This is a genomic window from Brevibacterium sp. CSND-B09 (genome assembly GCF_052906525.1).
Genome location: NZ_JBREGI010000001.1, coordinates 1,574,718 through 1,600,854 on the forward strand (window position 1 = coordinate 1,574,718; position 26,137 = coordinate 1,600,854).

Annotated in this window: 20 protein-coding genes; 11 read left to right on the forward strand and 9 right to left on the reverse strand. The window is 65.6% G+C overall.

Annotated elements, in window-relative coordinates; genetic code table 11:
- The first annotated feature begins 47 nt into the window (after positions 1-47).
- The gene (gene catC / locus ACU4IU_RS07175; protein ID WP_259358322.1) at positions 48-323 is read left to right on the forward strand and encodes a muconolactone Delta-isomerase; all 276 of its coding nucleotides are present in this window, start codon (positions 48-50) and stop codon (positions 321-323) included.
- Between the two features lie 39 nt (positions 324-362).
- Positions 363-1,235, forward strand: a complete 873-nt coding sequence (catA, locus tag ACU4IU_RS07180; protein WP_259358321.1) for a catechol 1,2-dioxygenase — start codon at positions 363-365, stop codon at positions 1,233-1,235.
- Positions 1,236-1,404: 169 nt separating this feature from the next.
- On the opposite strand, the gene ACU4IU_RS07185 is transcribed toward catA, so the two are convergent.
- From ACU4IU_RS07185 to benA, 5 genes are all read right to left on the reverse strand, one after another.
- Positions 1,405-4,197, reverse strand: a complete 2,793-nt coding sequence (locus ACU4IU_RS07185) for a LuxR C-terminal-related transcriptional regulator (RefSeq protein WP_446657584.1) — start codon at positions 4,195-4,197, stop codon at positions 1,405-1,407.
- On the reverse strand, positions 4,194-5,048 hold the full coding sequence (locus ACU4IU_RS07190) for a 1,6-dihydroxycyclohexa-2,4-diene-1-carboxylate dehydrogenase (protein ID WP_259358319.1): 855 nt from the start codon (positions 5,046-5,048) through the stop codon (positions 4,194-4,196). The genes ACU4IU_RS07185 and ACU4IU_RS07190 overlap by 4 nt, the downstream gene beginning before the upstream one ends.
- On the reverse strand, positions 5,038-6,600 hold the full coding sequence (gene benC, locus ACU4IU_RS07195; protein WP_446656298.1) for a benzoate 1,2-dioxygenase electron transfer component BenC: 1,563 nt from the start codon (positions 6,598-6,600) through the stop codon (positions 5,038-5,040). Before benC ends, ACU4IU_RS07190 begins: the two co-directional genes overlap by 11 nt.
- An 89-nt stretch (positions 6,601-6,689) precedes the next feature.
- Positions 6,690-7,223 carry a benzoate 1,2-dioxygenase small subunit gene (gene benB / locus ACU4IU_RS07200; protein ID WP_259358317.1) on the reverse strand — a complete coding sequence of 178 codons (534 nt, stop codon included), beginning with the start codon at positions 7,221-7,223 and terminating at the stop codon, positions 6,690-6,692.
- A 106-nt stretch (positions 7,224-7,329) separates the two neighbouring features.
- Positions 7,330-8,712, reverse strand: a complete 1,383-nt coding sequence (gene benA, locus ACU4IU_RS07205) for a benzoate 1,2-dioxygenase large subunit (RefSeq protein WP_259358316.1) — start codon at positions 8,710-8,712, stop codon at positions 7,330-7,332.
- Positions 8,713-8,943: 231 nt separating this feature from the next.
- Between benA and ACU4IU_RS07210 the strand changes: the two genes are divergently transcribed.
- A complete protein-coding gene (locus ACU4IU_RS07210) occupies positions 8,944-9,609 on the forward strand; it encodes a hypothetical protein (RefSeq protein ID WP_259358315.1) in 666 nt (221 codons plus the stop codon).
- A 10-nt stretch (positions 9,610-9,619) separates the two neighbouring features.
- Positions 9,620-10,981 carry a benzoate/H(+) symporter BenE family transporter gene (locus ACU4IU_RS07215; RefSeq protein ID WP_259358314.1) on the forward strand — a complete coding sequence of 454 codons (1,362 nt, stop codon included), beginning with the start codon at positions 9,620-9,622 and terminating at the stop codon, positions 10,979-10,981.
- Here the strand turns inward: ACU4IU_RS07215 and ACU4IU_RS07220 are convergent.
- Entirely contained in the window at positions 10,918-12,162 is a 1,245-nt protein-coding gene (locus ACU4IU_RS07220; RefSeq protein ID WP_446656299.1) for a CaiB/BaiF CoA transferase family protein, read from the reverse strand. The two genes, ACU4IU_RS07215 and ACU4IU_RS07220, sit on opposite strands and share 64 nt — an antisense overlap.
- Positions 12,159-13,982, reverse strand: coding sequence for an acyl-CoA dehydrogenase family protein (locus ACU4IU_RS07225; RefSeq protein WP_446656300.1), 1,824 nt, complete (start codon positions 13,980-13,982; stop codon positions 12,159-12,161). Before ACU4IU_RS07225 ends, ACU4IU_RS07220 begins: the two co-directional genes overlap by 4 nt.
- A gap of 89 nt (positions 13,983-14,071) precedes the next feature.
- Between ACU4IU_RS07225 and ACU4IU_RS07230 the strand changes: the two genes are divergently transcribed.
- The gene (locus tag ACU4IU_RS07230) at positions 14,072-14,974 is read left to right on the forward strand and encodes a LysR family transcriptional regulator (RefSeq protein ID WP_139906688.1); all 903 of its coding nucleotides are present in this window, start codon (positions 14,072-14,074) and stop codon (positions 14,972-14,974) included.
- Positions 14,975-15,373: 399 nt separating this feature from the next.
- On the forward strand, positions 15,374-16,927 hold the full coding sequence (locus tag ACU4IU_RS07235; RefSeq protein WP_446656301.1) for an MFS transporter: 1,554 nt from the start codon (positions 15,374-15,376) through the stop codon (positions 16,925-16,927).
- Positions 16,928-17,179: 252 nt separating this feature from the next.
- Here ACU4IU_RS07235 and ACU4IU_RS07240 read toward each other — a convergent pair whose 3' ends face one another.
- Together ACU4IU_RS07240 and ACU4IU_RS07245 are read right to left on the reverse strand one after the other, a co-directional pair.
- Positions 17,180-17,962: a CoA-transferase subunit beta gene (locus tag ACU4IU_RS07240; protein ID WP_446656302.1), complete on the reverse strand. Its 783-nt coding sequence runs from the start codon at positions 17,960-17,962 to the stop codon at positions 17,180-17,182.
- Entirely contained in the window at positions 17,959-18,903 is a 945-nt protein-coding gene (locus ACU4IU_RS07245; protein WP_446656303.1) for a CoA transferase subunit A, read from the reverse strand. Before ACU4IU_RS07245 ends, ACU4IU_RS07240 begins: the two co-directional genes overlap by 4 nt.
- Before the next feature lie 110 nt (positions 18,904-19,013).
- Here ACU4IU_RS07245 and ACU4IU_RS07250 point away from each other — a divergent pair, with 110 nt between their 5' ends.
- The 5 genes from ACU4IU_RS07250 to ACU4IU_RS07270 all read left to right on the forward strand — a co-directional run bounded on the left by ACU4IU_RS07250 (position 19,014) and on the right by ACU4IU_RS07270 (position 25,720).
- The gene (locus tag ACU4IU_RS07250; protein WP_181271317.1) at positions 19,014-19,907 is read left to right on the forward strand and encodes a LysR family transcriptional regulator; all 894 of its coding nucleotides are present in this window, start codon (positions 19,014-19,016) and stop codon (positions 19,905-19,907) included.
- Positions 19,908-20,182: 275 nt separating this feature from the next.
- A complete protein-coding gene (locus ACU4IU_RS07255; RefSeq protein ID WP_446656304.1) occupies positions 20,183-21,406 on the forward strand; it encodes an acetyl-CoA C-acetyltransferase in 1,224 nt (407 codons plus the stop codon).
- A 218-nt stretch (positions 21,407-21,624) separates the two neighbouring features.
- Complete coding sequence (locus ACU4IU_RS07260) at positions 21,625-22,767, forward strand: CaiB/BaiF CoA transferase family protein (RefSeq protein ID WP_446656305.1); 1,143 nt, start codon at positions 21,625-21,627, stop codon at positions 22,765-22,767.
- Between the two features lie 141 nt (positions 22,768-22,908).
- Positions 22,909-24,048: an acyl-CoA dehydrogenase family protein gene (locus ACU4IU_RS07265; protein WP_139469454.1), complete on the forward strand. Its 1,140-nt coding sequence runs from the start codon at positions 22,909-22,911 to the stop codon at positions 24,046-24,048.
- A 241-nt stretch (positions 24,049-24,289) separates the two neighbouring features.
- Entirely contained in the window at positions 24,290-25,720 is a 1,431-nt protein-coding gene (locus ACU4IU_RS07270; RefSeq protein ID WP_259358307.1) for a purine-cytosine permease family protein, read from the forward strand.
- Positions 25,721-26,137 lie beyond the last annotated feature (417 nt).

A 26,137-nucleotide genomic window follows, 5' to 3' on the forward strand; every position in this document is an offset into this window, starting at 1 on the left:
CGACCCCCGCCCGACCACCCTTTATCCCCGACCTCGAAGGAGAGAACATGCTCTACCTCGTCAGAATGGACGTCACTCTGCCCCAGGACATGTCGGCAGACGACACCGCCGAGCTGTTGGCTCGTGAGAAGAACTATTCGCAGGAGATCCAACGCGACGGACGGTGGAAGGAGATCTGGCGAGTCGCCGGCGAGTATGCGAACTACTCGGTCTTCGACGTCGCCGACCACGACGAACTCCACACCATCCTCAGCGGGCTGCCGCTCTTCCCTCATATGAAGATCGCCGTCACCCCGCTGGCCACTCACCCGTCCCATATCTGAGACCGGAACCGATCCGGCACTGTATCAAAGGAGAGACACATGTCAGAGAACAGCTTCACCGCCGAAGTCGACGCCAAGGCCGCCGATTCCGGCGCCAATGCCTCCGCCCAGTTCCGTGAGCGTCAGGCTCGCGCCGCCGCCGGCGGAGTCGTCGACCACGAGCGGGTCAGCCTGTTGGCGGGAAAGGCCGTCAAGGCACTCAACGACCTCGTCATCGAAGAGCAGGTCAGCTATGAGGAATACAACGCCTTCAAGGCGTGGCTGATCAAGGTCGGCGAGGACGGCGAATGGCCGCTGTTCCTCGACGTCTGGCTCGAGCACTCCGTCGAGGAGGTCGCCAACGAAGACCGTGAGGGTTCGAAGGGCACCATCGAAGGCCCCTACTACGTCACGGATTCCCCCGAACTCCCATGGGACGGCACCATCCCGATGCGCCCCGACGAGCCGGGCACCCCGTTCGTCTTCAAGGGCCAGGTCACGTCCGTCAGCGGGGAGCCGCTGCCAGGAGCCAAGCTCGAACTCTGGCACGCCGACAACCTCGGCTTCTACTCCCAGTTCGCCCCCGGACTGCCCGAGTGGAACCTCCGCGGAACTTTCGTGGCCAACGAGGCCGGCGAATACGAGATCCACACGATCCGTCCCGCGCCCTACCAGATCCCCACCGAGGGCGCCTGCGGTCAGCTCATCGAGGCGGCCGGTTGGCACGCCTGGCGTCCGGCGCACATGCACTTCAAGGTGCATGCGCCCGACCACCAGCTCATCACCTCGCAGCTGTACTTCCCCGGCGATCCGCACAACGACGATGACATCGCTTCGGCCGTCAAACCCGAACTGATGCTCGATCCGCAGCCCAACCCGGACGACGAGGGCGAAATGGTCACCTACAACTTCGTGCTCGATCCCCAGCGCTGATCCTCAGCAGGGGCAGGGCCTGCGCCGGATGAGGTGCGGGTCCGAACTGAGCGCCTCGGCCACGACGAATTCATCGTCGCGGCCGAGGCGCTCGTTTCGTCCTGAGGGCAGTAATGCCACCACAGGGACGGGGCCCTCGGGTATCCGCACCGTCCCGCACCCGCGGGATTCACACCTCGGGGATTCCGTCACCGAGGTGGACCGCCGCCAATTCTGTGCGTGACCTGATCCCGAATTTCTCGTAGATGTGCGTGAGGTGGTACTGCACCGTCTTCTCCGCGATGAAGAGTCGACGTGAGACCTCGGCATTCGTCATCCCCTGGACGACGAGGTCGGCCACGGACATCTCCTGCGGGGTGAGGATGATGGAGTCGATGTTCTCCGGTCCAGCAGGACTCCCCTCCGCGTCAGGATTGCCTCGCCACGCCATCCCGGTCGCACGCAGCTCCCGATCACAGCGTCGCAGCTGAGCCTCGGCACCCACTCCTTCATAGAATTCCCGTGCCCGGACCAGACTCTCGACAGCATCCCGACGGCGGTTGGCCCGTCTCAACATCTGGCCGCGGCTGAACAGCACCTTCGCCACGGTCGTGTCGTTCTGGCCGTCCATGAGGATCGTCAGCGCGCGGTCGAATCCGTGCTCCGCCTCGGCGAGGTCACCGGCGTCCTGAGCGACCCTGGCTTTCGCCGCCTCGGCGCATCCACGCATATAGGCTCCAGATGTCGCAGCGTGGACGTGGAAGCTGCCGGCGATCTCGGTGGCCTGCTCGCTCATTCCCACGGCGATGAGCGCATCGACGATCTCCCAGCCCCACGGCCAGAAGGAACTGCGCGACTCCGTCCCCCGATCGACGTCGAGCAGGGGCCGCAAGGCCGCGGCTCGACCATCATGGTCACCCCGGAGATCCGCGGCGACCGAACGGGCCAGACGAGCCGGCACCTGCATCGCCAGATAGTCGCTGAGGATGGCGCCGTGTCCGCTTCGGCTCATCACCTCATCGACGGGGCGACCCCGCCAGAGCCTGATCTCGGCAGCGGTCCACTGCAGCAGCTGAGCGAGCAGCGGAATGTTTGCGTCATCGCAGATGCGCAGACCCGCCTCCGCCGTCTGCAGCGCGTCGTCCCATTCACCGAGGAGGTACTGGACTCGCGCCAGCCACCCGTAGGCCCACAGTGAGATCCGCAGCGAACCGCGCTCCCGATGAGTTGGCGCTGCGGCTTCGAAGTCGCGGACGGCTTTTCGATGGTCACCGGCGAGCATCGCCACCCACCCCTCGCACAGACGCAGTCGCTGCTCCTGTGCCCCGCGGAGTCGTTGGGCTGCCATGGTCCTCAGCTCCGCATCGGCTTCGGCGAGGAGTCCCTGCGCGGCGAAGCCGAGTCCGCGGACGACTCGGGATTCGACATAGGCGGGTTCGCTCGGATCACTCAGTTCGATCGCGCGGCTCGTCCATGCGCAGATCTTCGGACCGTCCCAGCGCACGAGGGAGTCCAAGGTCCGGCGCAGAGCGATCTGGGCATTGAGTTCGTCACCGCCGGCGCCGGCGTTCTCGGCACGAGCGAGCAGATCGTCTGCCAGGGCGGCCTGCCCCCGATGAGTGGCGATATTGGCCAGCACGGTATCGCGCAGCACCGACGGGGCGATGCTCTTTCCGATTTCGACCCACGGCAGGACTTCCGCCACTCTTCCTGCGCTGGCGAGCGCATCGATGCCGGCCAGGAGTTCATGGTCGCGGTCGGCAGAGGCAGGGAGGACTCGTGCGGCCCCGAAATGCAGCTGCGCGGCATCCTCCCAGCGTCCCTCCCGCTCAGCATCGACGGCAATGGTGATGAGACGCATGGCCAGCTCGGGGTCGAGGCCCAATGAAGCAGCGGAGAGGTGAAAGAGCTTCTCCTCTTCCGATGGGGCGGTCTCGGCAGCTCGGCGGCGGAGAAATCGCCGTGTCGACGGCGCCATAGTCTCGAGGATCACCTTGGCCGCAGCAGGGTGGCACAGACGCAGGGTGGTCCGACCCGCCGAGTCGTGTTCTCGAAAGACGCCTCGAGCCACGCCGAGGTCGATGGTCCCTTCGACGTCATCGATTCCGGCGACGTCCATCACCCGTTTGAGATCCTGCGGTCGGCGCAGAATGGCCAATGCGGAGGCAACGTCCTCGACTTCGGAGGAACCGGTGCTCTCGATCCGGCCCAGGACCTCCTGGGTGACTGCCGGCGGCAGCGGCAGCTGACCGGGGTCAGCGGGCCATCGGCCCGGAGGCAGCAGAGCCAGGATCTCTTCGGCGGCACGCAGTCGGCCGCCGCTCTGGGTGACCAGGGCGGCGGCTCCGTGATCTCCGATGTCGTGGAATCCGCGACCGGCGGCCAGTTCGATGGCATCGTCGGTGCCGAAGTCGCAGATCTCGATCCGGGCAGCATGGGAATCCCTCGCCATCCTCAGGAAGTCGGGGTCCAGCGAGTCTGTCGATTCCGGATCGAGGCAGATGAGCAGCAGGGTGCGGGTGTCGCGCATTCGCCGCCCGATCTGACTGAACACCTGCAGACTTTCGGGATCGGCGAAGCCGATGTCGTCGAGGACGATGAGACGCCCATCTGAGCTCGGACCGGTCGTCGGTGCGGTCTTGTCGCCCCTCAACAGTTCGATGAGGGCGCCGGCCACCTGCAGCTGCATGGTGGCGGGGCATTCGCTGCCCTCCTGCAGAATCTCGGATGCGTCTCTCAGTTGTCCGAGCAGGGCGAACGGGACCCCTCGGCTCCAGTGCGTGCCGACGAGGACTTCGCAGCTATGCCCGGTCGCGTCCTGCAGCGCACGGACGATACCGGACTTGCCAGTACCGGACGCCCCTTCCAGGACGACGATCCTCCCACCTGTGTCGGCCAGCGACTTCCACAGGTCGAGGACGGAGTGGAGGGCTCGTGTCGGACCGGGCAGCAGTGGAAGCGCAGCTGACCCTGCTCCGTCTATCCCTGATCACCTCCGCCGACCGGCAGCACCGAGCCGTTGATGTACGAGGCCGCATCGGAGGCGAGGAAGACGATCGGCCACGCCTGCTCTCTCAAGGTGCCGTAACGGCCGAACAGGCTCGATTCCGTCGTCTGTTCGACGACCTGTCGGAACCATCCTCGCTCTTCTTCGGTTTCGGCGCCCGGGCCGCGCGGGATCCGCCGTTCGGGGGCTTCGGTGCCTCCCGGTGCCGTTGCGACCACACGCACTCCCGCCTCGGCGGCCTCCATGGCCAGTGATGCGGTGAGCGCATTGACCCCGCCTTTCGCAGCCGAATACGGGACGCGATTGACTCCGCGGGTGGCGATCGATGACACGTTGACTATGGTACCTTCGCCACGAGCTTTCATCCCCGGCAGGACGGCACGGCACATCCACAGCGTCGGGAACAGGGAGCGGCGGATCTCCGCTTCGATATTCTCCGGTTCGTAGTACTCGTACGGCTTGGCCCAGATTGTGCCGCCGACGGCGTTGATGCAGACGTCCGGCAGCCGCAGCGCCTCGGTTCCTGCAGCCACCACGTGTTCCGCACCTGTCCAGGCCTCGAGATCACCCAGCACCGTCGCCGAGGCGAGCCGACGTCCCCGTGCAGCCGCGATCTCCTTCGCTTCCGCTTCCGTCTCGGACACGAGATCGGATCGGTCGGCGAGGATGAGGTCGGCTCCCTGGGCGGCAGCGAGCAGCGCCGTCTCCCGGCCGATGCCCTGGGCGGCCCCGGTGATGAGCACGAGCTTGCCGGTGAGCAGCCCCTGGTCCTCGACCCGCTTCTGCGCCGTCTGCGATTCAGGCGTCTCGGCCGACTCAGGAGGCATGCGGCACCACCATGCACATCGTCGCGCGAGTGTGCTCGCTGTGCGAACGCAGAACTCGACGCGCCGCATCGATGTCGTTGTTCTCGAACGCCGCAACGAGGTCGTAGTGCTCGGCGTCGACCTCGGGGGCGATCCAACCGCCGTTCTTCAGCGCCTCGACGATCTGGCTCTGCACCTCCAGCCGACGGAAGCTCTCTAGGAAGGCTGGATTGTCGGAGAGGATGAAGAGGTACTCGTGGAATTCTTCGTTGAGTTTGCCGAACTCCTCCGCGTCGATGATCTCTTCGCCCTTGAGCGCCGTCGAGACGTTCTCCGCCAAGCGTCGGAACTGTTCGAGCTGCTTGTCTGTCAGCCGCCCCATGAGCAGCTCGGTCACCGCGAGTTCCAGGCCGGTGCGTGCCTCGAGGTGGGCCATCGAGTCCTGGCGGGTAAAGGAGAGCCGTCCGGTCTGCATCGACGACACCGCATCACCGGCGCTGATCGCATCGCCTGACTCCTCGATCGTCTCTTTGCTGACCGGGGCACCGGATTCGTCGTCATCGGTCGACCCTTTGGGCGCGAACCGCTCGTAGTAGAAGTTCGCCGGCGTGATGTCCTCGTCGCCCAACCAGCTCGACACTGCATCGACCATCGGCGGCGGGCCGCAGAGGTAGATGTCGACGTCTCCGCCGTCGAGATGCTCGTCCTCGATGAATTGGGTGACGTACCCTTTCTTCTCCGCAGTGCTCTCCGGCGAGGACACACAGAAGCTGTAGCTTAAAGTGCCCAGTCTCTCGACGTACTCATCGAGGCGGTCGAGTCCGACGAGATCGGAGTCATTGGTGACACCGTAGATGAGGTGGATGGGCTGATCCGTGCCGTCGTCGGCGAGCTTCTCCAGGATGGACAGGATCGGGGCCAGGCCGGTCCCGCCCGCCAGCATCAGCATCCGCCGCTTCGGGGGACGGAGGAAGAAGGTCCCGAACGGTCCGGTCATCGTCAGCTTGTCGCCGACGGCTGCACGTTCGGTGAGGAAGGTCGACATCGCCCCGCCCGGGGTGTTGCGGACCATGAATGAGGTGTTCTCGATTTTCGGACCGGAGCTGAAGGAGTACGACCGGGCCTGGTCGGTGCCGGGAACCTGGAGGTTCATGTACTGGCCGGGCAGGTAGGCGAGATCGTCCCGGTTCTCCACTGCCAGCGTGAAGCTCACCGTCGAGTCCGCATGGAACTCAAGGTCGACGATCTCGGTGTCGAAGTCCGAGGCCGAGGTCTTCGCCACGTCCGAGGTCGTGGGGACGTCGATCGTCATGTCCGTCTCGGGGGTGGCCTGGCAGGTCAGCACATAACCGGCGTCGAGCTCGTCCTCGGTCATCGCATCGTCGATGAAGTCGCCGGGATCGAACTCTCCGGAAGTGCAGAACGATTTGCAGGTTCCGCACGCTCCGTCACGGCAGTCCGAGGGCAGGTTGATCCGCGCCTTGAACGCGGCCTCCATCACCGTTTCGAACTGGTTGACCTTGATGATCTTGGTGACGCCGTCTTCGAAGCTGATCGCTACGTCATTGCTCATTGTCTTCTCCTAAGTCTCTTCTGCGCGTCCTCGGGCAGGTGGGGCTGCGCGTCCTCGGGCAGGTGGGCCATCGATCTGATCGCCGATGGTCAGATCATGTAGATGTCGATGATCTGATGCACCGTGTCGTTCTTGAGGATGACCTTCTTGTCGCGGATCACCGGGGTCTGGCCCGACAGATCGAGGCTGTAGAGACTGTGGCCGTAATAGGTCAGCGTGCTCTGGTAGCGGTAATAGTGAGTGGTCCAGCTGAATCGGACCTCGACCCTGTCGCCGTCCCGGGACAGGAATTCGATTCCGCCGAGGTTGTGCTCCGTGCGGGGCTCGGGCAGCGAGGTCGCCGCCGAACGGTCGGTTCGGATCCGGAAGACGCGGTCTTCCAGGCCGCTGCGGTCCGGGTACCAGATGAGTGAGATCTCGTTCTGCGGGTCGCTGGTCAGGGTGTCGTCTACGTCCCAGGCGGGCATCCAGAAGGAGGCTTCCGGGTGGTAGCACTCCAGCCATTCCTCGAACTGCCATTCGTCGAGCAGGCGAGCTTCGCGGTAGAGGAACTGGCGGATCACCTCGGCGGTCTCCACATCGACGACGAGTGCGGAAGAGGTCTCCTGTGCGGTCAAAGTCATGATCGGGTCGGTCCTTTCGGGGTCTGTGCCGCGCGTGCGCGGTTGAATTCCGGGTTTGCGCGGGACGGTTCTGCGAATGCGCGGGTCAGCTCCGCGTGTCTGCGGATCAGCTCCGCGCGGAGGGCTCTGCCGCCGCTTCCTCCCGTTCCAGGGCGTCGACCATCACGGACTGCCAGTATTCGTGCTGGACGGGGTAGAGACCTTCGTCTTCGGTCTTCGCGCCCGAGGCGATCGGATTGATGCCCAAGCCCTTCGCCTGTTCGTCGGGCCCGTCGATCTGGTGCTCCTGACCACGGGACATGTCGTTCCACGGAGCTGCCGAGGCACGGTAGGTCTTGTGCGCGGACCGGAACTCCTCGAGATCATCCGGGGTGGCCATGCCGGTGGCGTTGAAGAAGTCTTCGTACTGGCGGATCCGATTCGCCCTCGCCTCGGCGGATTCGCCCTTCGGCGCGATGCAGAACGTCGTGACCTCGGTGAGGTCGGCGGAGATCGGCCGGATATGGCGGATCTGCGAGCTGAACTGGTCCATCAGGTAGACGTTCGGGTAGAGGCAGAGGTTGCGGGAGATGTTCGTCATGAAGTTCGCCATCGTCTCCCCGTATTCCGTGACCAGACGTTCCCGTTCCGACCACAGCGAACGGTCTTCGGGGTTCGTCCATTCCTGCCACAGCAGCAGGTGCCCGTAGGGGAAGGAGTAGAAGCCGCCGGCGACCTTGCCCCAGCCGCCCGCGTCCATGGCCTTGGTCTCGTTCTCCGATTCTCCGGACTTCCGGCGGGCTGTGGTTGCCGCATAGTTCCAGTGCACGGAGGTCACGTGGTAGCCGTCGGCGCCGTTCTCCGTCTGCAGCTTCCAATTGCCCTCGTAGGTGTAGGTCGTCGCACCTTTGAGGACCTCGAGACCGTCCGGTGACTGGTCGACGACGGAGTCGATGATCACCCGGGTGTCGCCGAGGTGCTCCTCGAGCGGAAGGACATCGGGGTTGAGCGAGCCGAAGAGGAAACCCCGGTAGTTTTCGAACCGGACGACTCGGGTGAGGTCGTGCGAACCTTCCTTGTTGAACTGCTCGGGGTATCCGCCGTTGCGGCCGTCTTTGACCTTGAGCAGCTCACCGGAGTTGCGGAAGGTCCATCCGTGGAAGGGGCAGGTCAGGGTGGTGCGGTTGTCGGTCTTGCGGCGGCAGAGCATCGCTCCACGATGGGCGCAGGCGTTGATGAGGCAGTTGAGTCCGCCCTGCTTGTCGCGGGTGATGACGATCGGTTGGCGACCGATATAGGTCGTGAAGTAGTCGCCGATCTCGGGGATCTGGGACTCGTGGGCCAGGTAGACCCAGTTGCCTTCGAAGATGTGCTTCATCTCGAGCTCGAAGATCTCCTCATCGGTGAAGATCTGCCGATTCACTCGGCGGACGCCTTCTTCGGGCCGTTCCTGGACGCCGTTCGCGATGAGTTCGCGGGTATCGGGGCGGACATCGAGCGTATCGGTCATAGGAGCCTCCATTGGTCTCTGCGGTGCGTTCGAGCATCCGATCTCAGGGCGAGCATTCGGCGCTGCCCGATCGGTCCACCCCATCCTCGGCGATCGTGATGCTCTTCACACCAGGGGGATGCCTAGGCATGACCCAGGGGGTGAGGACTGGGGTTCTCGGGGTGCCGGCTGCGGACCTCGCGCAGCTAGGGTGACCGGTGATCTCTCAGCGTTGAGGAAAGGACCGCACCTGTGGAACGCATCGAACAGCTCTATTCGGATCTCGCTCGGCTCGGCCGCGAAACGGAGATGATGGACACCGTCATCACCATGCTCGCCGACGACCTGATGGAGAAGACCACCGCTGACGGACACAGCCGTCATGTCGTGCTCTCGCGGATCGTCGAGGGCGGTTTCGAGCTCTCCCGCCTCATCGAAGAATCACTCGGACTGCCGACCGCGGCCGACGACGATGCCGTCGAGGATGTCCGCACCGGTTTCCGGCGCTGTCATCTGGCGTTCACCGCTGCGGCGGGTCACCTGAGCCGAATACCCGCCGACGAGACCGTGGACTACCGCGGGCTCCGGCTGAGCCCGGGCGAAGTCGTGAGCCAGCGGATCGGTGAGATCGTCATCGCCCACGATTCCCTCGGCACCGCATGGACCATCGAGGAGGCCGATCCGGACTCCGCGCTCGATGCCTTGGAGACGCTCATCCGCAGACTGCGGATCGCAGAGGCGGCTCCGAACCTCATCATCGACACGACCGAAGGCGACCGCTGGGAGATCGGCGAGGACGGTCAGATCGTCACCGGCGACCGCGAGGACCTCGTGCAGTGGCTGGCGTGGGGGCATCCCGGGGAGATCGAATCCGCCGCAGAGCTGCCCGACCTCCCGACCCTGCCGCGCTGGACCTGAGGACCACTGCATGCACGAGAACCAGCGAATAGCCCCGGTGGGTGAGTCCCAGAGCGGGACCGCCTCGGCGAGATCGGCTGCTGACCATGCCGCCTCGACACGACGCGAACCGCTGCTCGAGCGACCTGGCACTCGGATGCCTCGATGGAGGGAATTTCGGCGCGACATCAGCGTCGAATTCTGCCTGAATGCCCTCGTCGGCCTGATCTTCGGCATCACCGGACCCATCGCGGTGACGATGGCTGTGGGACTGGCGGGCGGCCTCAGCGATGCCCAGCTGTCGTCATGGGTCTTCGGGATCTTCCTCTCGGCGGGCTTGGCCACGCTGGTCATGTCACTGATCTACCGGCGCCCCCTGGGTTTCGCCTGGTCGATTCCTGGCACCGTTCTGCTCGGCCCATCGCTGCAGCACCTGAGCTTCGGCGAGGTGGTCGGCGCGTTCTTCGTCGCCGGCATACTGACCTTGGCCCTGGGCATGAGCGGCCTGGTCAGAAAGGCGATGGCAGCCATTCCGCCGCCGATCGTCATGGCCATGGTGGCAGCGCTGTTCCTGCGCTTCGGCACCGACATCGTCACCTCGGGGCAGGCGACACCGGCGATCGTCGTTCCGATGATCGCCGCGTTCATCGCCCTCACAGCGCTGCCCGGACTGGCTCGGTTCATGCCGCCCGTCCTGGGCGCACTCATCGTCGGATTCCTCGCCGTCGTCGCCCTCGGACAGCTGGACCTGTCATCGGGCGGCCCCGTCCTCGCCCACCCGGTCTTCACGACTCCCGAGTTCACGTGGGCGGCCCAACTCGAACTCGTCGTCCCGCTGACATTGACCGTCCTGGTCGTCCAGAACGGGCAGGGCGAGGCCGTGCTGCGCCACGCCGGACATGCCACTCCGGTCAATGCCTCGGCGGTGACCTCGGGAATCATGTCGGTGGTCAATGCCTGCTTCGGCGCGGTCTCCGCCTGCCTGACGGGACCGACGAACGCCCTGCTCACGTCCTCCGGAGAACCGAAGCGCCAGTACTCGGCAGCGGTCGTCTATTCGTTCCTCTGCTTCATTGCTGCCCTGTTCTCCCCGCTCGTCACGCGCTTCATGCTCGGCACGCCCGAGGCCTACATCCTCGCTCTCGGGGGAATGGCGATGCTGGGAGCTCTGCGGCAGGCGTTCGTCTCCGCGTTCTCCACTCGTTTCACGTTCGGGGCACTGGTGACCTTCGTCGTCACGATCGCCGAGTTCGACCCGTTCAACATCCATGCGGCCTTCTGGGGAATCCTGTTCGGCTGCATCGCCTCGCGCTTCCTCGAGCCGGGAGACTACCGCGCCGCTGAGGCTGCCCGGTCGCGGGACGATGCTGCTGCGAAGTCCTCGAACGGCTGATTCCGGGCCACCGCGTGCGGGTGCCCTTCGACCTCCGCGCCATACTGCCCTTCGCCATCGTCCCCGCCGGCGACCTCCGCAACCCGCTGCACCGGCGAGATCCGGTAGCTGGCCGGAGTCCGGGCGAGCTTGATCGGCGAGGCCACCCCGCGGTAGCCGTCGCCCATCTCCACGACCATCTCGCGGTGCGCGGTATGCGGGTGTTCGACCACCTCAGCGGCATCGAGGATCGGACCGGCGGGCACGCCGATGCTCATGAGCTCCTCGGACAGCGCCTCTGCCGACGTCGAAACCATGAGAGCTTCGAGTTCGACCCGCAGCGCATCCCTGTTTCCCAGACGCGCGGCATTATCGACGAACCGCGGGTCCTCGGCGAGCCCCGGAGCACCGAGGTGGTCGACGAGCTTAGCGAACTGCGCGTCGTTTCCGGCGGTGATGAATACCTGCCCGGCCCCGGTCGCGAACGCCGAATACGGGGCGATGTTCGGATGGTCGTTGCCGGACAACTTCGGCACGGCCCCACCGCCGAAGAAATTCGGCAGGTGCGGATGCATGACGGAGATCCCGCAGTCGAACAGCGTCGTCTCGACCCGCTGACCGCGCCCGCTGGTCACCCGCTCCTGCAGCGACATGAGCACGCCGATGGCCGCGTTGAGCCCGGTGACCATGTCGACGGCGGGCATGCCGATGCGCATCGGCCCGGTCGACTCATCCCCGTTGACCGACATCAGACCCGACATCGCCTGGATGATCGCGTCGTACCCGGGCCGCCCGCCCAGCGGACCGTCATCGCCGAAACCGGTGATGGACGCGTGCACGAGGTGCGGGTAGCGGTCCGGAATGTCCGACACCGGGTCAAGCCCCCACTTCGCCAGGGTCCCGGTCTTGAAATTCTCGACGAGCACATCGGCCCCGGCCAGCAGCCCGTGCAGCGCCTCCTGCCCCTCCTCGGTGCGCAGGTCAAGGGTGATCATCCGCTTGTTCCGGTTGATCCCGGCGAAGTAGCTCGACACTTCCGGCGCCACGAACGGCGGCCCCCAGTTGCGCGTATCATCGCCGGCCGGAGGTTCGACCTTGATGACCTCGGCACCGTGATCGGCCAGGATCTGCGTGCAATAGGGCCCGCCGAGGATACGCGAGAGATCGATGACCGTGATTCCGGAGAGTGCTCCCGCGCTCACTGCCCGCTCCCTCCGGAACGCGCAGTTCCATCGTCGGAGGGCTCTCCTGCTCCACCTTCGCCGAGGATGTCCTCAACAGCCGCGAACGCTTCGTCCCGGCCCATGCCGGCACCGTCGATGAGGGCGTCCAGTACGGCGTCGTCTTCGACGACCGGGACGAGCGGGTTCTGCGGCATCAGCTTGTGGCGCAGCACCAGTGCGGCGATGACGATGCGCGACCAGTCGCCGCGGCTGTCTCCGATCCGCGCGCCTTCCGAGGCCATGATGGACGCGCACACGAGGTTGTAGGTCGCGGTCGCGAGCTGACGCACCCGTGCCTGCTCAACACCTTCGGGCGTGGACTCGAGCGCGTGCAGCAGCGTCGAGCTCAGCGATTGGATCTGGCTGCGGAACGCGGCCGGGAGGTCGGCCGCCTCGGCGATGAGCGTCTCCAGGTGCAGGAACAGCGGTTTGAGCGTTCCCGCCCGGTGAGCGGCGCGGATGACGTCGAGGGCGACGATGTTCGAGGTGCCCTCCCAGATCGATCCGAGCTGGGAGTCGCGGAAGACGCGGGCGTCACCGTACTCCTCGATGTAGCCGACTCCGCCGCGGATCTCCATCGCGTCCGCGGTGACCTTGCGGGCGTCGCGGGTGGCCCGGAACTTGATGAGCGGAGTGAGGATGCGCAGCACCGAGGCGGCTTCGGCATCACCGGCATCGGCCCGGGCGAAGACCTCCGCCGTGTGCAGGGAGATCGACAGCGCCTGTTCCGTGGTCGTCATGATCTTCGCGAGCTGGCGACGCTGCAGGGGCAGCTTGCTCAACGTCGAACCGAAGGCTTCGCGATTGCGGCAGATGAACTTCGACTCGCCGAAGGCCCGCCGCATGAGGCCGGCCGCGCGCACGGCGTTGGACAGGCGAGAGGAGTTGACCATATCGGCCATCTGCACGAATCCGCGTCCGATATCGCCGACGAGGTAGGCCGTCGCTCCCTGCAGGCTCATCTCGCCGCTGGGCATCGACCGGGTGCCGAGCTTGTCCTTAAGACGGACGATGCGCATGGAGTTCGGCGAACCGTCCTCAAGAGTGCGCGGTAAGAGGAAGAGTCCGATGCCTTTGATTCCGGGCTGTGCACCCTCGGGGCGGGCGAGGACCATGGCGAGTTCGGCGTCGGCGTTCGAGCAGAACCACTTCTCACCGGTCAGCGCCCAGGTGCCGTCGCCGTTGTCGACGGCCGTGGTCGTCGCCCGGCCGACGTCGGAGCCGGCGTCCTGTTCGGTCATGAACATCGCGCCCTGGGTCAGGGTGTCGACATCGGTGCTCGTCAGTCCGCCGATGAAGCGCTCGACGAGTTCGGGTGAACCGTACTTGCGCAGGGTGCGGGTGAGCGAGTCGGTCATGTTCACCGGGCACAGCAGCCCGAATTCCGCCTGCGTGAACAGGTAGACGAGGAGGTATTTGACGATCGGCGGCATCGGTTCGTCCCAATCGAGGACACCGGGCCGGTGGCTCATTGCGGCCAGCCCGAGTTCGCCGAAGGCGACTTCCTGCAGGCGACGGTAGGCCGGATGGATCTCGACCGACTGCTGATCGGCACCGTTGCGGGTGCGGTGCTTGAGCACCGGAGGATTGACGTCGGCATCGTGAGCGAGGTCGTCGAGCTCTCCGCCGAGGCGGGGCCCGAGGTCCTCGAACACCGGCCGGAGGTGCGCGAGCAGCTTCTCGTCGAGGTAGAGCGGAAGGAGGTCCTTCAGCGACCGGTCGTCGGCGAAGCGGTCGATGCCGTAGCTGTCCGGAACGGGGGTCATGGTCGTATCGGGCGACGAAGCAGTCTCACGCAAGATAATCTCCTTTGATGGTTTCTTCGACCGTATGCCCGAGAACCTGGGGCTGACAAAGATATTTCTCTTATCCCTGATAATCTTCGGTTATGGCTGAACCGAGTCTCAAGCGCCTCCAGTACTTCATCGCCTTGGCAGAGCACGGCAAGTTCCAGCTCGCCGCCGACGCGGTGAACATCTCACAGCCGGCGCTGAGCGCCGAACTCAAGAGACTCGAGGACTTCGTCGGCAAACCGCTGTTCCACCGCAGTCCCGTGACGAAGCTGACCGCCGCCGGAGAGGCGCTGCTGCCCTATGCGAAGTCCGCCGTCGGAGCCGCCCACCGTTTCAACGAATATGCGGCGGCCGTGAACACGGGGGCGCCGACGTCGATCTCGATCGGCACAGTGGCCACCTTCCTCCATCGCGGCCTGCCGCAGACGATCACGGACTTCTCCGCAGCGCACCCGGACATCCTCGTCACCACAGAGGAAGCCACCTCGGCGGCGCAGTCGGACATGCTGCTCGGCCACGACATCGACATCGCCTGCGGACACATGCCCCTCCAACATCCCGGCGTCGTCTGCACTCCGGCTGCCCGGGAATCGTTCTGGCTGTGCGCTCCAGCGGGCTCACCGATCACCACCATCGCCGAGGCGGTCGATTCCCCGTTCGTCATCTTCCGCAAGAGCGCGTCCCCGATCTATCACGACACCGTCGTCGGCATCTGCCGCACGCACGGCTTCGAACCGCAGATCCACCATCGGACAGCCAGCTGGTCGGCCGCCGTCGAGATGGTCGCCCACGGACTCGGCGTCTCGCTCGTCCCCTCACCGGTGGCCCGCAGCTACCACGGCGATGAGCGACTGATCTTCACTCGGGTCGGCACTCGCCCGAATGCCCCGCAGGCGTGGATCACCGTCCGCCGGGAGGATCAGTCGACACTCATCGGCGACCTCGCCCTCGACCTCGTCATCGCCTCGGAATCACTCGCCGACCCGGTCGCCGACTGAGGAACCGAGCCTCGCCGCACGGACACTCCGGCCCGGCTGGAACCGGGCGGCCTCGCCCCGCCCGGCACCGCAACGGCGAGCGAGCGCATCCGCTTCGCTTGACGCGTGGGCACAGCCGCCTCGGCGAGGGCATGACCGCACTCTGATACGCATCGCGCAACAATCCGTTGCTCGACTACCTGTGCCAGTATCAGCAGAAATTCTCTCCTCGCGTCTTACGGCCCGGTAAGCCGCAGAACATAAGGGAACTCAGCTATAGCATCACTCTAGGTTATGACGACATAACCAAAAAGTGTTTGCGTGGCCTACAAGGGCAACTTACGGTGAACGAGCACCCATGCCACGTCAGAGACGCCTGGCATCGGTCGGCGCAATGACGCTCCACCTGAGAGGAATCGCATGTCTGATTCGGTCAACACCGCGAAACGCGCTCGCAAAGCCGGAATCGCATCATTCATCGGAACCACCATCGAGTGGTACGACTTCTACATCTACGGCACCGCCTCGGCGCTGGTTTTCGGGCATGTCTTCTTCCCTGACACCCTGCCTGCCGGCGTCGGCACTCTGCTCTCCTTCGTCACGCTGTGGGCGGGCTTCCTCGCTCGTCCGCTCGGCGGCATCATCTTCGGTCACTTCGGTGACAAATACGGCCGGAAGAAGACCCTCGTCGTCACGCTCGTGCTGATGGGCGCGGCATCGTTCCTCGTCGGACTGCTGCCCGGATATGCGACCATCGGCATCGCCGCTCCGATCATCCTCACCTGCCTGCGCATCCTGCAGGGCATCGCGGTCGGCGGCGAATGGGGCGGATCCGTGCTCATCGCCAGCGAGAACGCCCCGAAGGGCAAGGGAGTCCTCTACTCGGCCTTCGCCCAGCAGGGATCACCGGCAGGAAATCTCATCTCCTCGGGCATGTTCTTCCTCCTCGCGCTGCTGCCGACTCCGCAGTTCCTCCTCTACGGCTGGAGGATCGCGTTCCTCGCCTCGATCTTCCTCATCGTCATCGGCCTCGTCATCCGCCTCAAGCTCGAAGAGCCGGAGAACATGAAGGTCGTGAAGAAGAAGGACGCCGTCGCCAAGGTTCCCGCCTTCGAGGCGATCAGGAAGCACTGGGTGCTCATCCTCCTCGGCGCCGGTGCGCTGCCGCTCATCCAGGTCACCTACCTCAAGACGACGTTCGCCACGGCCTGGGCCACGGACACCTCTCACTCTTGGGCGTACAGCTCGTCGACGTTCCTCGCCGTCGTCACGCTCGCGCTCGTGGTGCAGTTCATCGTCCAGCCCTTCGGCGCGATCATCCTCGACCGGGTCAAGGACATGCGCAAGGCGATCTTCTGGATCATCCTGCCGGAGTTCGTCCTGATGCCGCTCATGTTCTTCGCGATCGAATTGGGCCATCCCGGCATCGCGCTGGCAGCCATGGCCGCTGCGACTGTTCCGCACTCGCTGTTCTACGCCGGCATCGGCGGCATCATCGCCCGGGCGTTCCCCACGCGGGTCCGGTACACGGGCATCTCGCTGGCCTACCAGCTGTGTTCGATGACCGTCGGAGGCGGCACCGCTGCGGCCGCACAGTGGATGTACACGAGCTCGGGTTCCATCGTTCCTGTGGCGATCCTCAGCGCAGGCTATGCACTCGTCTCCCTCGTCTGCACGCTCATCCTGCTCAACAAGACCGGCTGGACGGCCAGCGAGAACTCGAGGGCCGAGGCCGCCGACGAGGAGGAGTTCGCCGCAGCTCTCGCCGCCGAGAAGGCCGAGCGCGACGCCGACCCGACGGGCGCGCCTGGTGCGACCGGTTCCAAGCCGGCCGCCGGTTCCGCACCGGCCGCCGGTTCCACGCCGGCCGCCGACTCCGCGGACGCGGTCGGCACGAGCCATTCCGTGTCGGCGGCCGACGCCACAGGAGCGGGTTCCGAACCCGCACCGGCGCGCGCTCCCGTCACCCCCTAGGCCTCGGCTTTTACGACGGTGCGGCTCCGAGTTCCTATTGGACTGGGGCCGCATCACGTTGTGTGGTCGCAGAACTGCGTCCCCGACTTCTTCCACCAAATAGCGCCAGCAGCCCTGTTTACGACCAATAGCACTAGTTGCAACATGTGCTATTCGTCGTAGACAGTGCCGTGGCGCTGGTGCCCTCGGGCTGGCGCAGCGGGGCTACGGCCGGCCGGCCAACCTCTGCCGACTCCCGCACCCGCCCCAGCCTCAGCGCAGGTAGAGGCGGACCGTGTCGATCTCGTCACGGAGCAGGCGCACTTCTTCGGCCGTCGGCGCCTGGGTCTGCGTGACATCCTCGGCGACGGCGAGGTCCCAGCCGGTCGCTTCCTGCACCTGCGCGACGGTCACTCCCGGGTGGACCTCGCTGAGTTCGAGCTCGCCGAGGCGCTCACGCCGCCGCAGGATCCCCAGCGGGGTGATGACGGTGGAGACACCGAATCCGCGCGGTTGGATGAAGTCCGGCTGCGCCGCCGCGCGCACGGGCGAGGCCGAGGTGACGAAGTCGAGTTCGGCGGGGAAGGCGGCCGGGTCATGGCGGCGGAGGACGACGAAGACCTCTCCGGCATTGGCCATGATGTCGGCGGCGCCGCCCGAACCGGGCAGGCGCACTTTCGGAGATTCCCAGTCGCCGATGACGGTGGTGTTGAGCGAACCGAACCGGTCCACCTGAGCCGCGCCGAGGAATCCCACATCGACGTTCCCACCTTGGAGAACGTAGCCGAAGAGGGCATGCATATTGACGACCGCCTCGGCGCCGGAGACGACGACGGAGTCCGCGATGCCTTCGGCCATCGATTCGGGGTGCGCGCCGGCGACCCCGGATTCGTAGATGAGCTGGATGTTCGGATTCACCGTGCGGTGGGCGAGGTCGACGGCCAGAGTGGGCAGCCCGACGCCGGCGAAGACGGTGCGGCTGCGGACGAGCATCTTCGCAGCCGCACAGACGATGAGTTCGGTTTCGGTGAAGTCCTTCGCCGAGGCGGTGCTCACTTCAGGCTCCCTTCGCTCGGTTGCGTACGGCGTCCGTAATCGACCACGCCCGAGGGGCGCGGATCCACGAGCAGACCGCGGAGACGATCGTGACCGATCGATTCGAGGTATTCGGCATGGTCGCGGGTCCTGCGCACATGGACGTCGAGCCACTCCTGCAGCCGGGCGGGGTCCTTCGAGATCGCGGTCCATTCGCGATAGAAGGCATTGTCGCGATCGTAAGAGCCCTGCACATAGGACGGGTGCGCCCCGGTTCGCACCTCGCACACCGCGTCGACGGCGTGAGCCGGGATGAGAGTGCGGTTCGGGTCGGAGCGGACGACCTCGTCGTCGACGATTTCCTCGACGGTGACGATGACATGGTCGGCCGCGTAGACGGCTTCCTGCTGAGTGCCGGTGATGCCCCAGATCTGGACGTTGCCATGACGGTCGGCGCGCTGGGCGTGGATGATCGTGACATCGGGGTTGAGCGGCGGCACGACGTACGTCTTCTTGCCCGAATACGGGTCGACGACGGAGCGGATGTCCGGGTTGATGCCGGGGATGTCGGAGCCGACGAACGAGGCGATCGGGGCAAAAGGCAGGCGAGCGGCACCGGCGTGATAGCGCAGGGTCATCGCGTGGTGCGAGTACTCCTCGACCGCAAGCGGCCGCGAGTCGGCCGATTCGATGCGGCGCCGCACCTCGTAGAGGCTGCCGGCCGAACCGGAGGCGAAGAAGGAGCAGACAAGGCGATCGACGCAGTCGGCGGCGATCATCATGTCGCTGAGAAGATCGGGGGTGAGCCGGCAGAAGGTGAGTCCGGAGATTCCCTGTCGGATGATCTCGTGTCCGGCGGCGAACGGGATAAGGTGGGAGAACCCCTCGAGCGCCACCGTGGCCCCGTCCTCGACGTAGCGTTCGATGGCCTCAGGCAGACTGACGACTGTGTCACTGTGCATGGTTCGCAGGCTATAGCAATTACCGAAATCCGCAAAATATCTCTGTGATTATTGTCAATTCATGCAATAATTAAGACATTCGCCCGGACCGCCTGATACAGGAGAACACAGTGGAGCTGCAGCAGATCCGCGCCTTCGTCGCCGTCGCCGAGGAACTCCACTTCGGCCGCGCCGCCGAACGCCTCGGCATGGCCCAGCCCCCGCTGAGCCGCACCATCCGCTCCCTGGAGACCGAACTCGGCGCCTCACTGTTCCAACGCACGACGCGCTCGGTCAGCCTCTCCCCCGCCGGTGAGGCTCTGCTCGAACCGGCCAAACACATGCTCGCCACCCAGCAGGCCGCCATCGAATCCGTCCACCGCTCCTCCAGCGGCGAGGTCGGACGCGTGCGCTTCGGCTACTCGCATCCATCCTCCCGGGACCTCGCCGCCACCCTCGTGGCAGCCTCGCACGAACGCAATCCGGGCATCGCCTTCCACCTCGAGTCGACGGTCTATGCCGACGAAGGCCTCGAGAGGATCATGGACGGCACTCTCGACCTCGCGCTGGTCCGCTGGCGTCGGCGGCCTCCGCTCATCGCGGGTCGCCCAGTGGCGATCGAGCGCCCATGTGTCGCCTTGCCGAGTTCACATCGCCTGGCGAATCGGAAGAAGATCGACGTCGCAGAGCTCGCCGATGAGCCTTTCGTCCTCCTGCCCGCGCGCCCGAATTCGAACCTGCGCGAGACCGCCATGCGCCTGTGCCTCGATGCCGGGTTCAGCCCGCGCACGGTCCAGGAGGCCCCCGATTCGCAGTCGATCTCTGCGCTCGTGGCCGCCGGAATGGGTGTGACGATCACGTTCGACTCCGTCGCCGCCGGCTACGACTCGCGGATCACCGCCGTGCCGCTCGATCTCCCGAACGAAGCTACCCAGCTTCACCTCGCATACCGCCTCGACCAACAGGACGCAGCCCTGAGCACGGTCCTCGATGTCGCCGAGGCGGTCCTGCCGACAGTCCGCTGAGCTCGGCCGGTCTCACCGCCGTTCGGAAAACCTCCACACCCGCCGCCCACGCAACCGACCCCACCATCGTTCACCGCGCACGCGTCCGCCGTCGGCACATCCGCCATCGGGGCGTCGGATGCCCATTCATTGAGATGACCTCTTGTCTCTCGCGATCTATTCGGATATGTTCATAAATCAGAATGTATTGATATCAGCATCGGCAGTGATGCCGAAGGGATCGATGCCTCACCGCCGCAGCAGGACGGCTCGATCACAACCCAAAGGGAGACTCTGTGTCCGAAGACATCGTCATCTGCGAACCTCTCCGCTCCCCCGTGGGCGGATTCGGCGGACAGTTCAATAACGTTCCGCATGAGGAGCTCGGCCGACAGGTCCTCGCAGCTCTGCTGGAGAAGACCAACCTGCCGGGCGAGGCCATTGAGGATGTCATCCTCGGCAACTGCTATCCGCACATGGAGACTCCGGCGATCGGCCGCGTCGTCGCCCTCAATGCGGGACTGCCGATCACCGTTCCCGGCCGCCAGGTCGACCGTCGCTGCGGCTCCGGCCTGCAGGCGATCGCCGACGCCCACGCGATGATCTCAGCCGGTTTCGCCGACCTCGTCGTTGCCGGCGGCGTCGAGTCGATGAGCCGCGCACCGTTCTTCAACGAGGAGATCCGGTGGGGCGTCAAGGGCGGCAACATCGAACTCAAGGACGGTCTCGTCCGCGGCCGCCTCACCGCCGGCGGCAACGATTACCCGGTGCCCGGAGGAATGATCGAAACCGCGGAGAACCTGCGTCGGGAGTACAAGATCTCGCGGGAGGACCAGGACGCCTACGCCGTTGAATCGCATCGTCGGGCCGCCTCGGCGACGGAAGAAGGGAAGTTCGCCGAGGAGATCGTGCCGATCACGCTGCCGGCCACCAGGAAGACCCCCGAACAGGTCATCACGACCGACGAGCACATCCGTCCCGGATCGACGGTCGAGAAGCTCGCGAAGCTCAAGCCGATGCTCGGGAAGTCCGACGATGAGGCCACGGTGACCGCCGGCAATGCCTCGGGTCAGAACGATGGTGCCGCGCTGTGCATCGTCACCACCGCAGCCAAGGCCGCCGAGCTCGGTCTGCGGGTCTTCGCCCGCATGCGCAGCTGGGCGGTGGCCGGAGTGCCGCCGAAGACGATGGGCATCGGCCCGGTCCCCGCGACTGCGAAGGCACTGCAGCAGGCGGGTCTCGAACTCGGCGATATCGACCTCATCGAACTCAACGAGGCATTCGCGGCGCAGGTGCTCGCCTGCACGACCGAATGGAAGCTGTCCGAATCCGACTTCGCCGAGCGTCTCAACGTCAACGGCTCGGGCATCTCCTTGGGCCACCCGGTCGGCGCCACCGGTGGGCGCATCCTCGCCACCCTGCTGCGCGAGATGGATCGCCGCGAATCGCGCTACGGCCTCGAGACCATGTGCATCGGCGGCGGTCAGGGCATGGCAGCCGTCTTCGAACGCGTCGCCTGACAGGACGGCCTCGCCTGAGGCTGATCGACTCGAGGAGCCAGCAGCTCACCCCAGGCCGAGTGAAGGACCGTCCGCATCTGTCGCGGGCGGCCCTTCATGCCGACTCCGGCCACCCCAGGGACGGACCGCCCGTCAGCGCTCGATCCAGTCCGACACCTCGGACAAAATCCGCGGAGACCCCGTTGTCTTCGCCCAGGTCAGCGCCGAGGATGAGGAACATGAACGCAACGAAGCAGCTGCTGACCGGGGTTCGGGTCGCCGATTTCTCCCGGGTCCTCGCCGGTCCCTACGCCACGGCGATGCTCGCCGATCAGGGCGCCGAGGTCATCAAGATCGAGATGCCCGGCCACGGGGACGATTCCCGACATCTCGGACCCTTCACAGATTCCGGGTCGACTTACTTCACCGGACTCAACCGCGGAAAGCGCTCGATCGAGGCCGATCTCAAGGACCCGGAAGACCACGCTCGACTGCTCGATCTCATCGCGAGCTGCGATGTCGTCGTCGAGAACTTCCGGCCCGGCGTCGCCGCGAAGCTCGGCCTGTCCTATGAGGACCTCAAGGCCGTCAAACCCGATATCGTCTACGCGTCGATCTCCGGCTTCGGACAGCACGGCGCCCAAGCCGAACGCCCCGCCTACGACACGGTCATCCAGGCCCTGAGCGGCCTCATGGCCTCGACCGGCTTCCCCGACGGCTCCCCCACCCGAGTCGGCGAATCCATCGCCGACGTCTCCGCCGGAGTCTTCGCCGCCTTCGGCATCGCCTCGGCGCTCTTCCACCGCCAGACGACCGGCGAGGGCGCCCATATCGACATTCCGATGCTCGACGTCATGCTCGCCATGCAGCCGACGAACGCTTCCCTCCACTCCGCCGGATCCGCCCCCACCCGGGTCGGCAACCGCCACCCCGTTTCGGCACCGTTCGACACCTATCGCGCCGCCGACGGACTCCTCGTCATCGCCGTGGCCAACGACCGACTCTTCGCCACCCTGGCCGCCACCCTCGGCAAGCCGGAGCTGGCCACCGACCCGCGCTTCGCCACCGACGCTCATCGGTCGGACAACGACGAGGCTCTGCGCATCGAGATCGAAGAATTCACCACCGGGCGCACCGTGAGCGAGCTGTGCGGGATCTTCGATGCCGCCGGAATCCCGAACTCTCCCGTCCTCGATTTCGCCGAGGCGCTCACCGGCCCCATCGGCTCCGATCGCGATCTCACTGCCACCGATCCCCGGTCCGGGCACGCCTTCCTCGGCCACCCGCTCCTCGTCGACGGCGCCCGCCCCGCGTCCACGCTTCCGGCGCCCCGCCTCGGCGAACACAACGCCGACTTCGCCGCACCCACCGACGCACCCTGACCTGACCGGCTGGCCTCAACCTCGCCGAGGCGGCGCACTCCGCACGAATCCCCTGGCCTCTCAGTCAGGATTCCCCGATCCTCCTGGTCGGGACCCCGTCCAATTCCATCGAACCGATCCCCATTGCAAAGGAGCACTCTTATGGCCTTCGACATCACCGCCGATGAACAGGAACTCGTCGACGCCGTCGTCTCGATCAGCAAGGACGTCCTCGTCCCACAGGCCGCGGCCGCCGACGCGAACGAACGCGTCTCCGACGAAACCCTGAAGACCCTCGCCGAGGTGGGGGTCATGGGGCTCAACCTGCCCGAGGAATTCGGCGGGCCCGGCGTCGGTTCGGTGGCGATGAGCCAGATGGTCGCCGCCATCACCGAGGCGTGCGCATCGACCGCGTCGATCGTCACCGCGCAGTTCCTCGCCACCGACTCGATCCTCCTCGGCGGCACCGATGCCCAACGCGAAGCGTGGCTGCCACGTGCCGCTGCCGGCGAGGTCATCGGCGCTTTCGGGCTCACCGAGCCGGGTGCCGGTTCGAACCCGGCGGAGATGTCGACGAAGGCCACACGGGTCGACGGTGGTTGGCATCTCAAGGGCACGAAGTGCTTCATCACCAACGCCGGCTTCGCGGACTTCATCATCGTCTATGCGAAGACCGACGTCGATGCCGGCCACAAGGGCATCAGCGCATTCATCGTCGACACCGCGGCCGCCTCGGCGGGGCTGGATTTCAATCCCCCGGAGAAGACGATGGGCCTGCGCGGCAGCCCGGTCTTCGAATTCGTCATCGACACGGTCGTTCCCGAGGATGCCCTCCTCGGGAACGCAGGCGAGGGCTTCACCACGGCGATGCGCGTGCTCGACCGTGGTCGCATCGAGGTCGCGGCGATGAGCCTGGGAATCGGCAAGGCCGCTCTCGACGCCGCCGTGGATTGGGCGGGCGAGCGCAAGATCAGCGGGAAACCGCTGGGCCGCCTGCAGGGCATCGCGTTCAAGCTCGCGGACATGTACACGAAGTACCGGTCGGCGTGGCTGCTGACGATGGACGCCGCCGAACAGCGCGATTCGGGGGTCGATTTCACCCGGTCTTCGGCCACGGCAAAGCTCGCCGCCTCCGAGGCGGCCGCGTACATCGCCGATGAAGCCCTGCAGATCCACGGCGGCTACGGCTTCACCCGGGACTTTCCGCTCGAACGCTACGTTCGCGATGCGCGGATCTACCGCATCTACGAAGGCTCGTCGGAGATCCAGCGCACGATCATCGCGCGCTCTCTGTCGAAGTAGGGGCCGGTGCGGCCGGGAGACCGGGCGCGAAACGCCACCGAAACGTGTCGGAGTCTACGATCGGCACGGTATCTGAGGGCGAGTCGGTCGCTCCTCGGACCCCCGCTCCGCTGTCCGGACGTTCCGGGCCGCCTCGGCGAGATTTTCCGATATTTCGGACAGAAAGTGTGATCTGGACCTCGTCGGGTGTTGTGCAGTGGTGCCACACTGAACCAGGTCCATCAGTTCAAAGGAGACAATCATGGCTAGTACGACCAATTCGGGGATCGAGAAGCGGTCCATCGAGATGGTGCCTGACGCGGAGCGTCACGGAACGCCACGTTCCCAGTTCACTCTGTGGTTCGGCGCCAACACTCAGATCACTGCGATCGTCGACGGGGCTCTGGCCGTCGTCTTCGGTGCCGACGCGCTCTGGGCCATCATCGGCCTGCTCATCGGCAACATCATCGGCGGAATCGTCATGGCGCTGCACTCGGCGCAAGGTCCGCAGCTGGGTCTGCCGCAGATGATCTCCTCGCGTGCTCAGTTCGGCATCATCGGTGCGATCATCCCGCTCGTGCTCGTCGTGCTCATGTACATCGGCTTCGCCTCGACCGGCGCGGTCCTGTCCGGTCAGGCAGTCAACCTCATCATCGGCGTGCAGACTCCGTGGATCGGCATCGTCATCTTCGGCGCGCTCACCGCCCTGGTGGCCCTGCTGGGATACAAGTACATCCATGTGCTCGGTCGGATCTCCTCGGTGACGGGTCTGCTCGGGTTCCTCTTCATCACCTACTGCGTCATCACCCAGGTCGACGTTCCCGGACTGATCTCGGGTTCATCGTTCGCCTTCCCCGCCTTCCTCTCCGCGATCGCCCTGTCCGTGGGCTGGCAGCTGACCTACGGCCCCTACGTCGCCGACTATTCGCGATACCTGCCGCGGTCGACCCCGTCGTCGAAGACCTTCTGGTTCACCTTCGGCGGATCGGTCATCGGATCGCAGTGGTCGATGACCCTCGGCGCGCTCATCGGGGCCGCCGCCATGACGGAATCCGGCAACGAATTCGTCGAGAACCAGGTCGCCTACGTCGGTGACATCGTCGGCGGTGGCGTCTTCGCGCTCCTCATCTTCATCGTCATCCTGCTGGGCAAGCTCACCGTCAACACGCTCAACGCCTACGGTGCGTTCATGTGCACGCTGACGATCCTCACCTCCTTCGGCAACAAGGCGACGATCCGTCGCTGGACCCGCGCGGTCTTCGTCATCGGCATCGTCACCCTCACCGTGCTTGTGGCGCTCCTGGCCTCGGCGGACTTCCTCGCGAACTTCAAGAACTTCGTGCTCGCGCTGCTCATGGTGTTCACGCCCTGGAGCGTCATCAACCTCACCGACTACTACCTCATCTCGAAGGACCGCTTCGACATCCCAGCCTTCTACGACCGTCATGGTCGCTACGGCAACTGGAACTGGCGCGCGCTTCTCGCCTACGGCATCGGCGTCGTCATCCAGATCCCATTCCTCGCTCAGTCCTTCTACACCGGACCGCTGGTCGCCAAACTCGGCGGCGCGGACATCTCGTGGCTCGTGGGCATCGTCGTCACCTTCGTCCTCTACTTCGTGCTCATCCGCAACCACGGAGTCGCCCCGAAGGAGACGATCTACCCCAGCCTCGAGGAACTCGAGCGCAAGTGAGCCCCACCCTCACCGAGGCGGCCCTGCCCATCCCGGGCAGCTGACCTCGGCGGGGTGGTTCGGCTCCTCCAACGGCCGTCGGCCGGCAGCGTGCTTCGCTGCCGACCGGCGGCCGTCGTCGTGTCCCCTGTGGGTGGATCCACCTCGAAACCTGCATGAAAATCAGGGTGGGTCCACCCGCAGGGGACATCAACGGTTCCCGCAGCGCGGCAGATCAGTCGCCGAAAGCTCTCCCCAATCAGATCGCCACTTCACGCTCACAACGAGCAATCGATCATCGTCAAACCCACCCCTTCTGCGCAGTTCATGCACTATTGTTGCGCAAATCACGCATTTGATGGCACACTTGCATGAGCCGTGCCGACCGGGCCGTCGTCCTTCGATTCGCCCCGAGACACCGGCACGATCACTGGACAG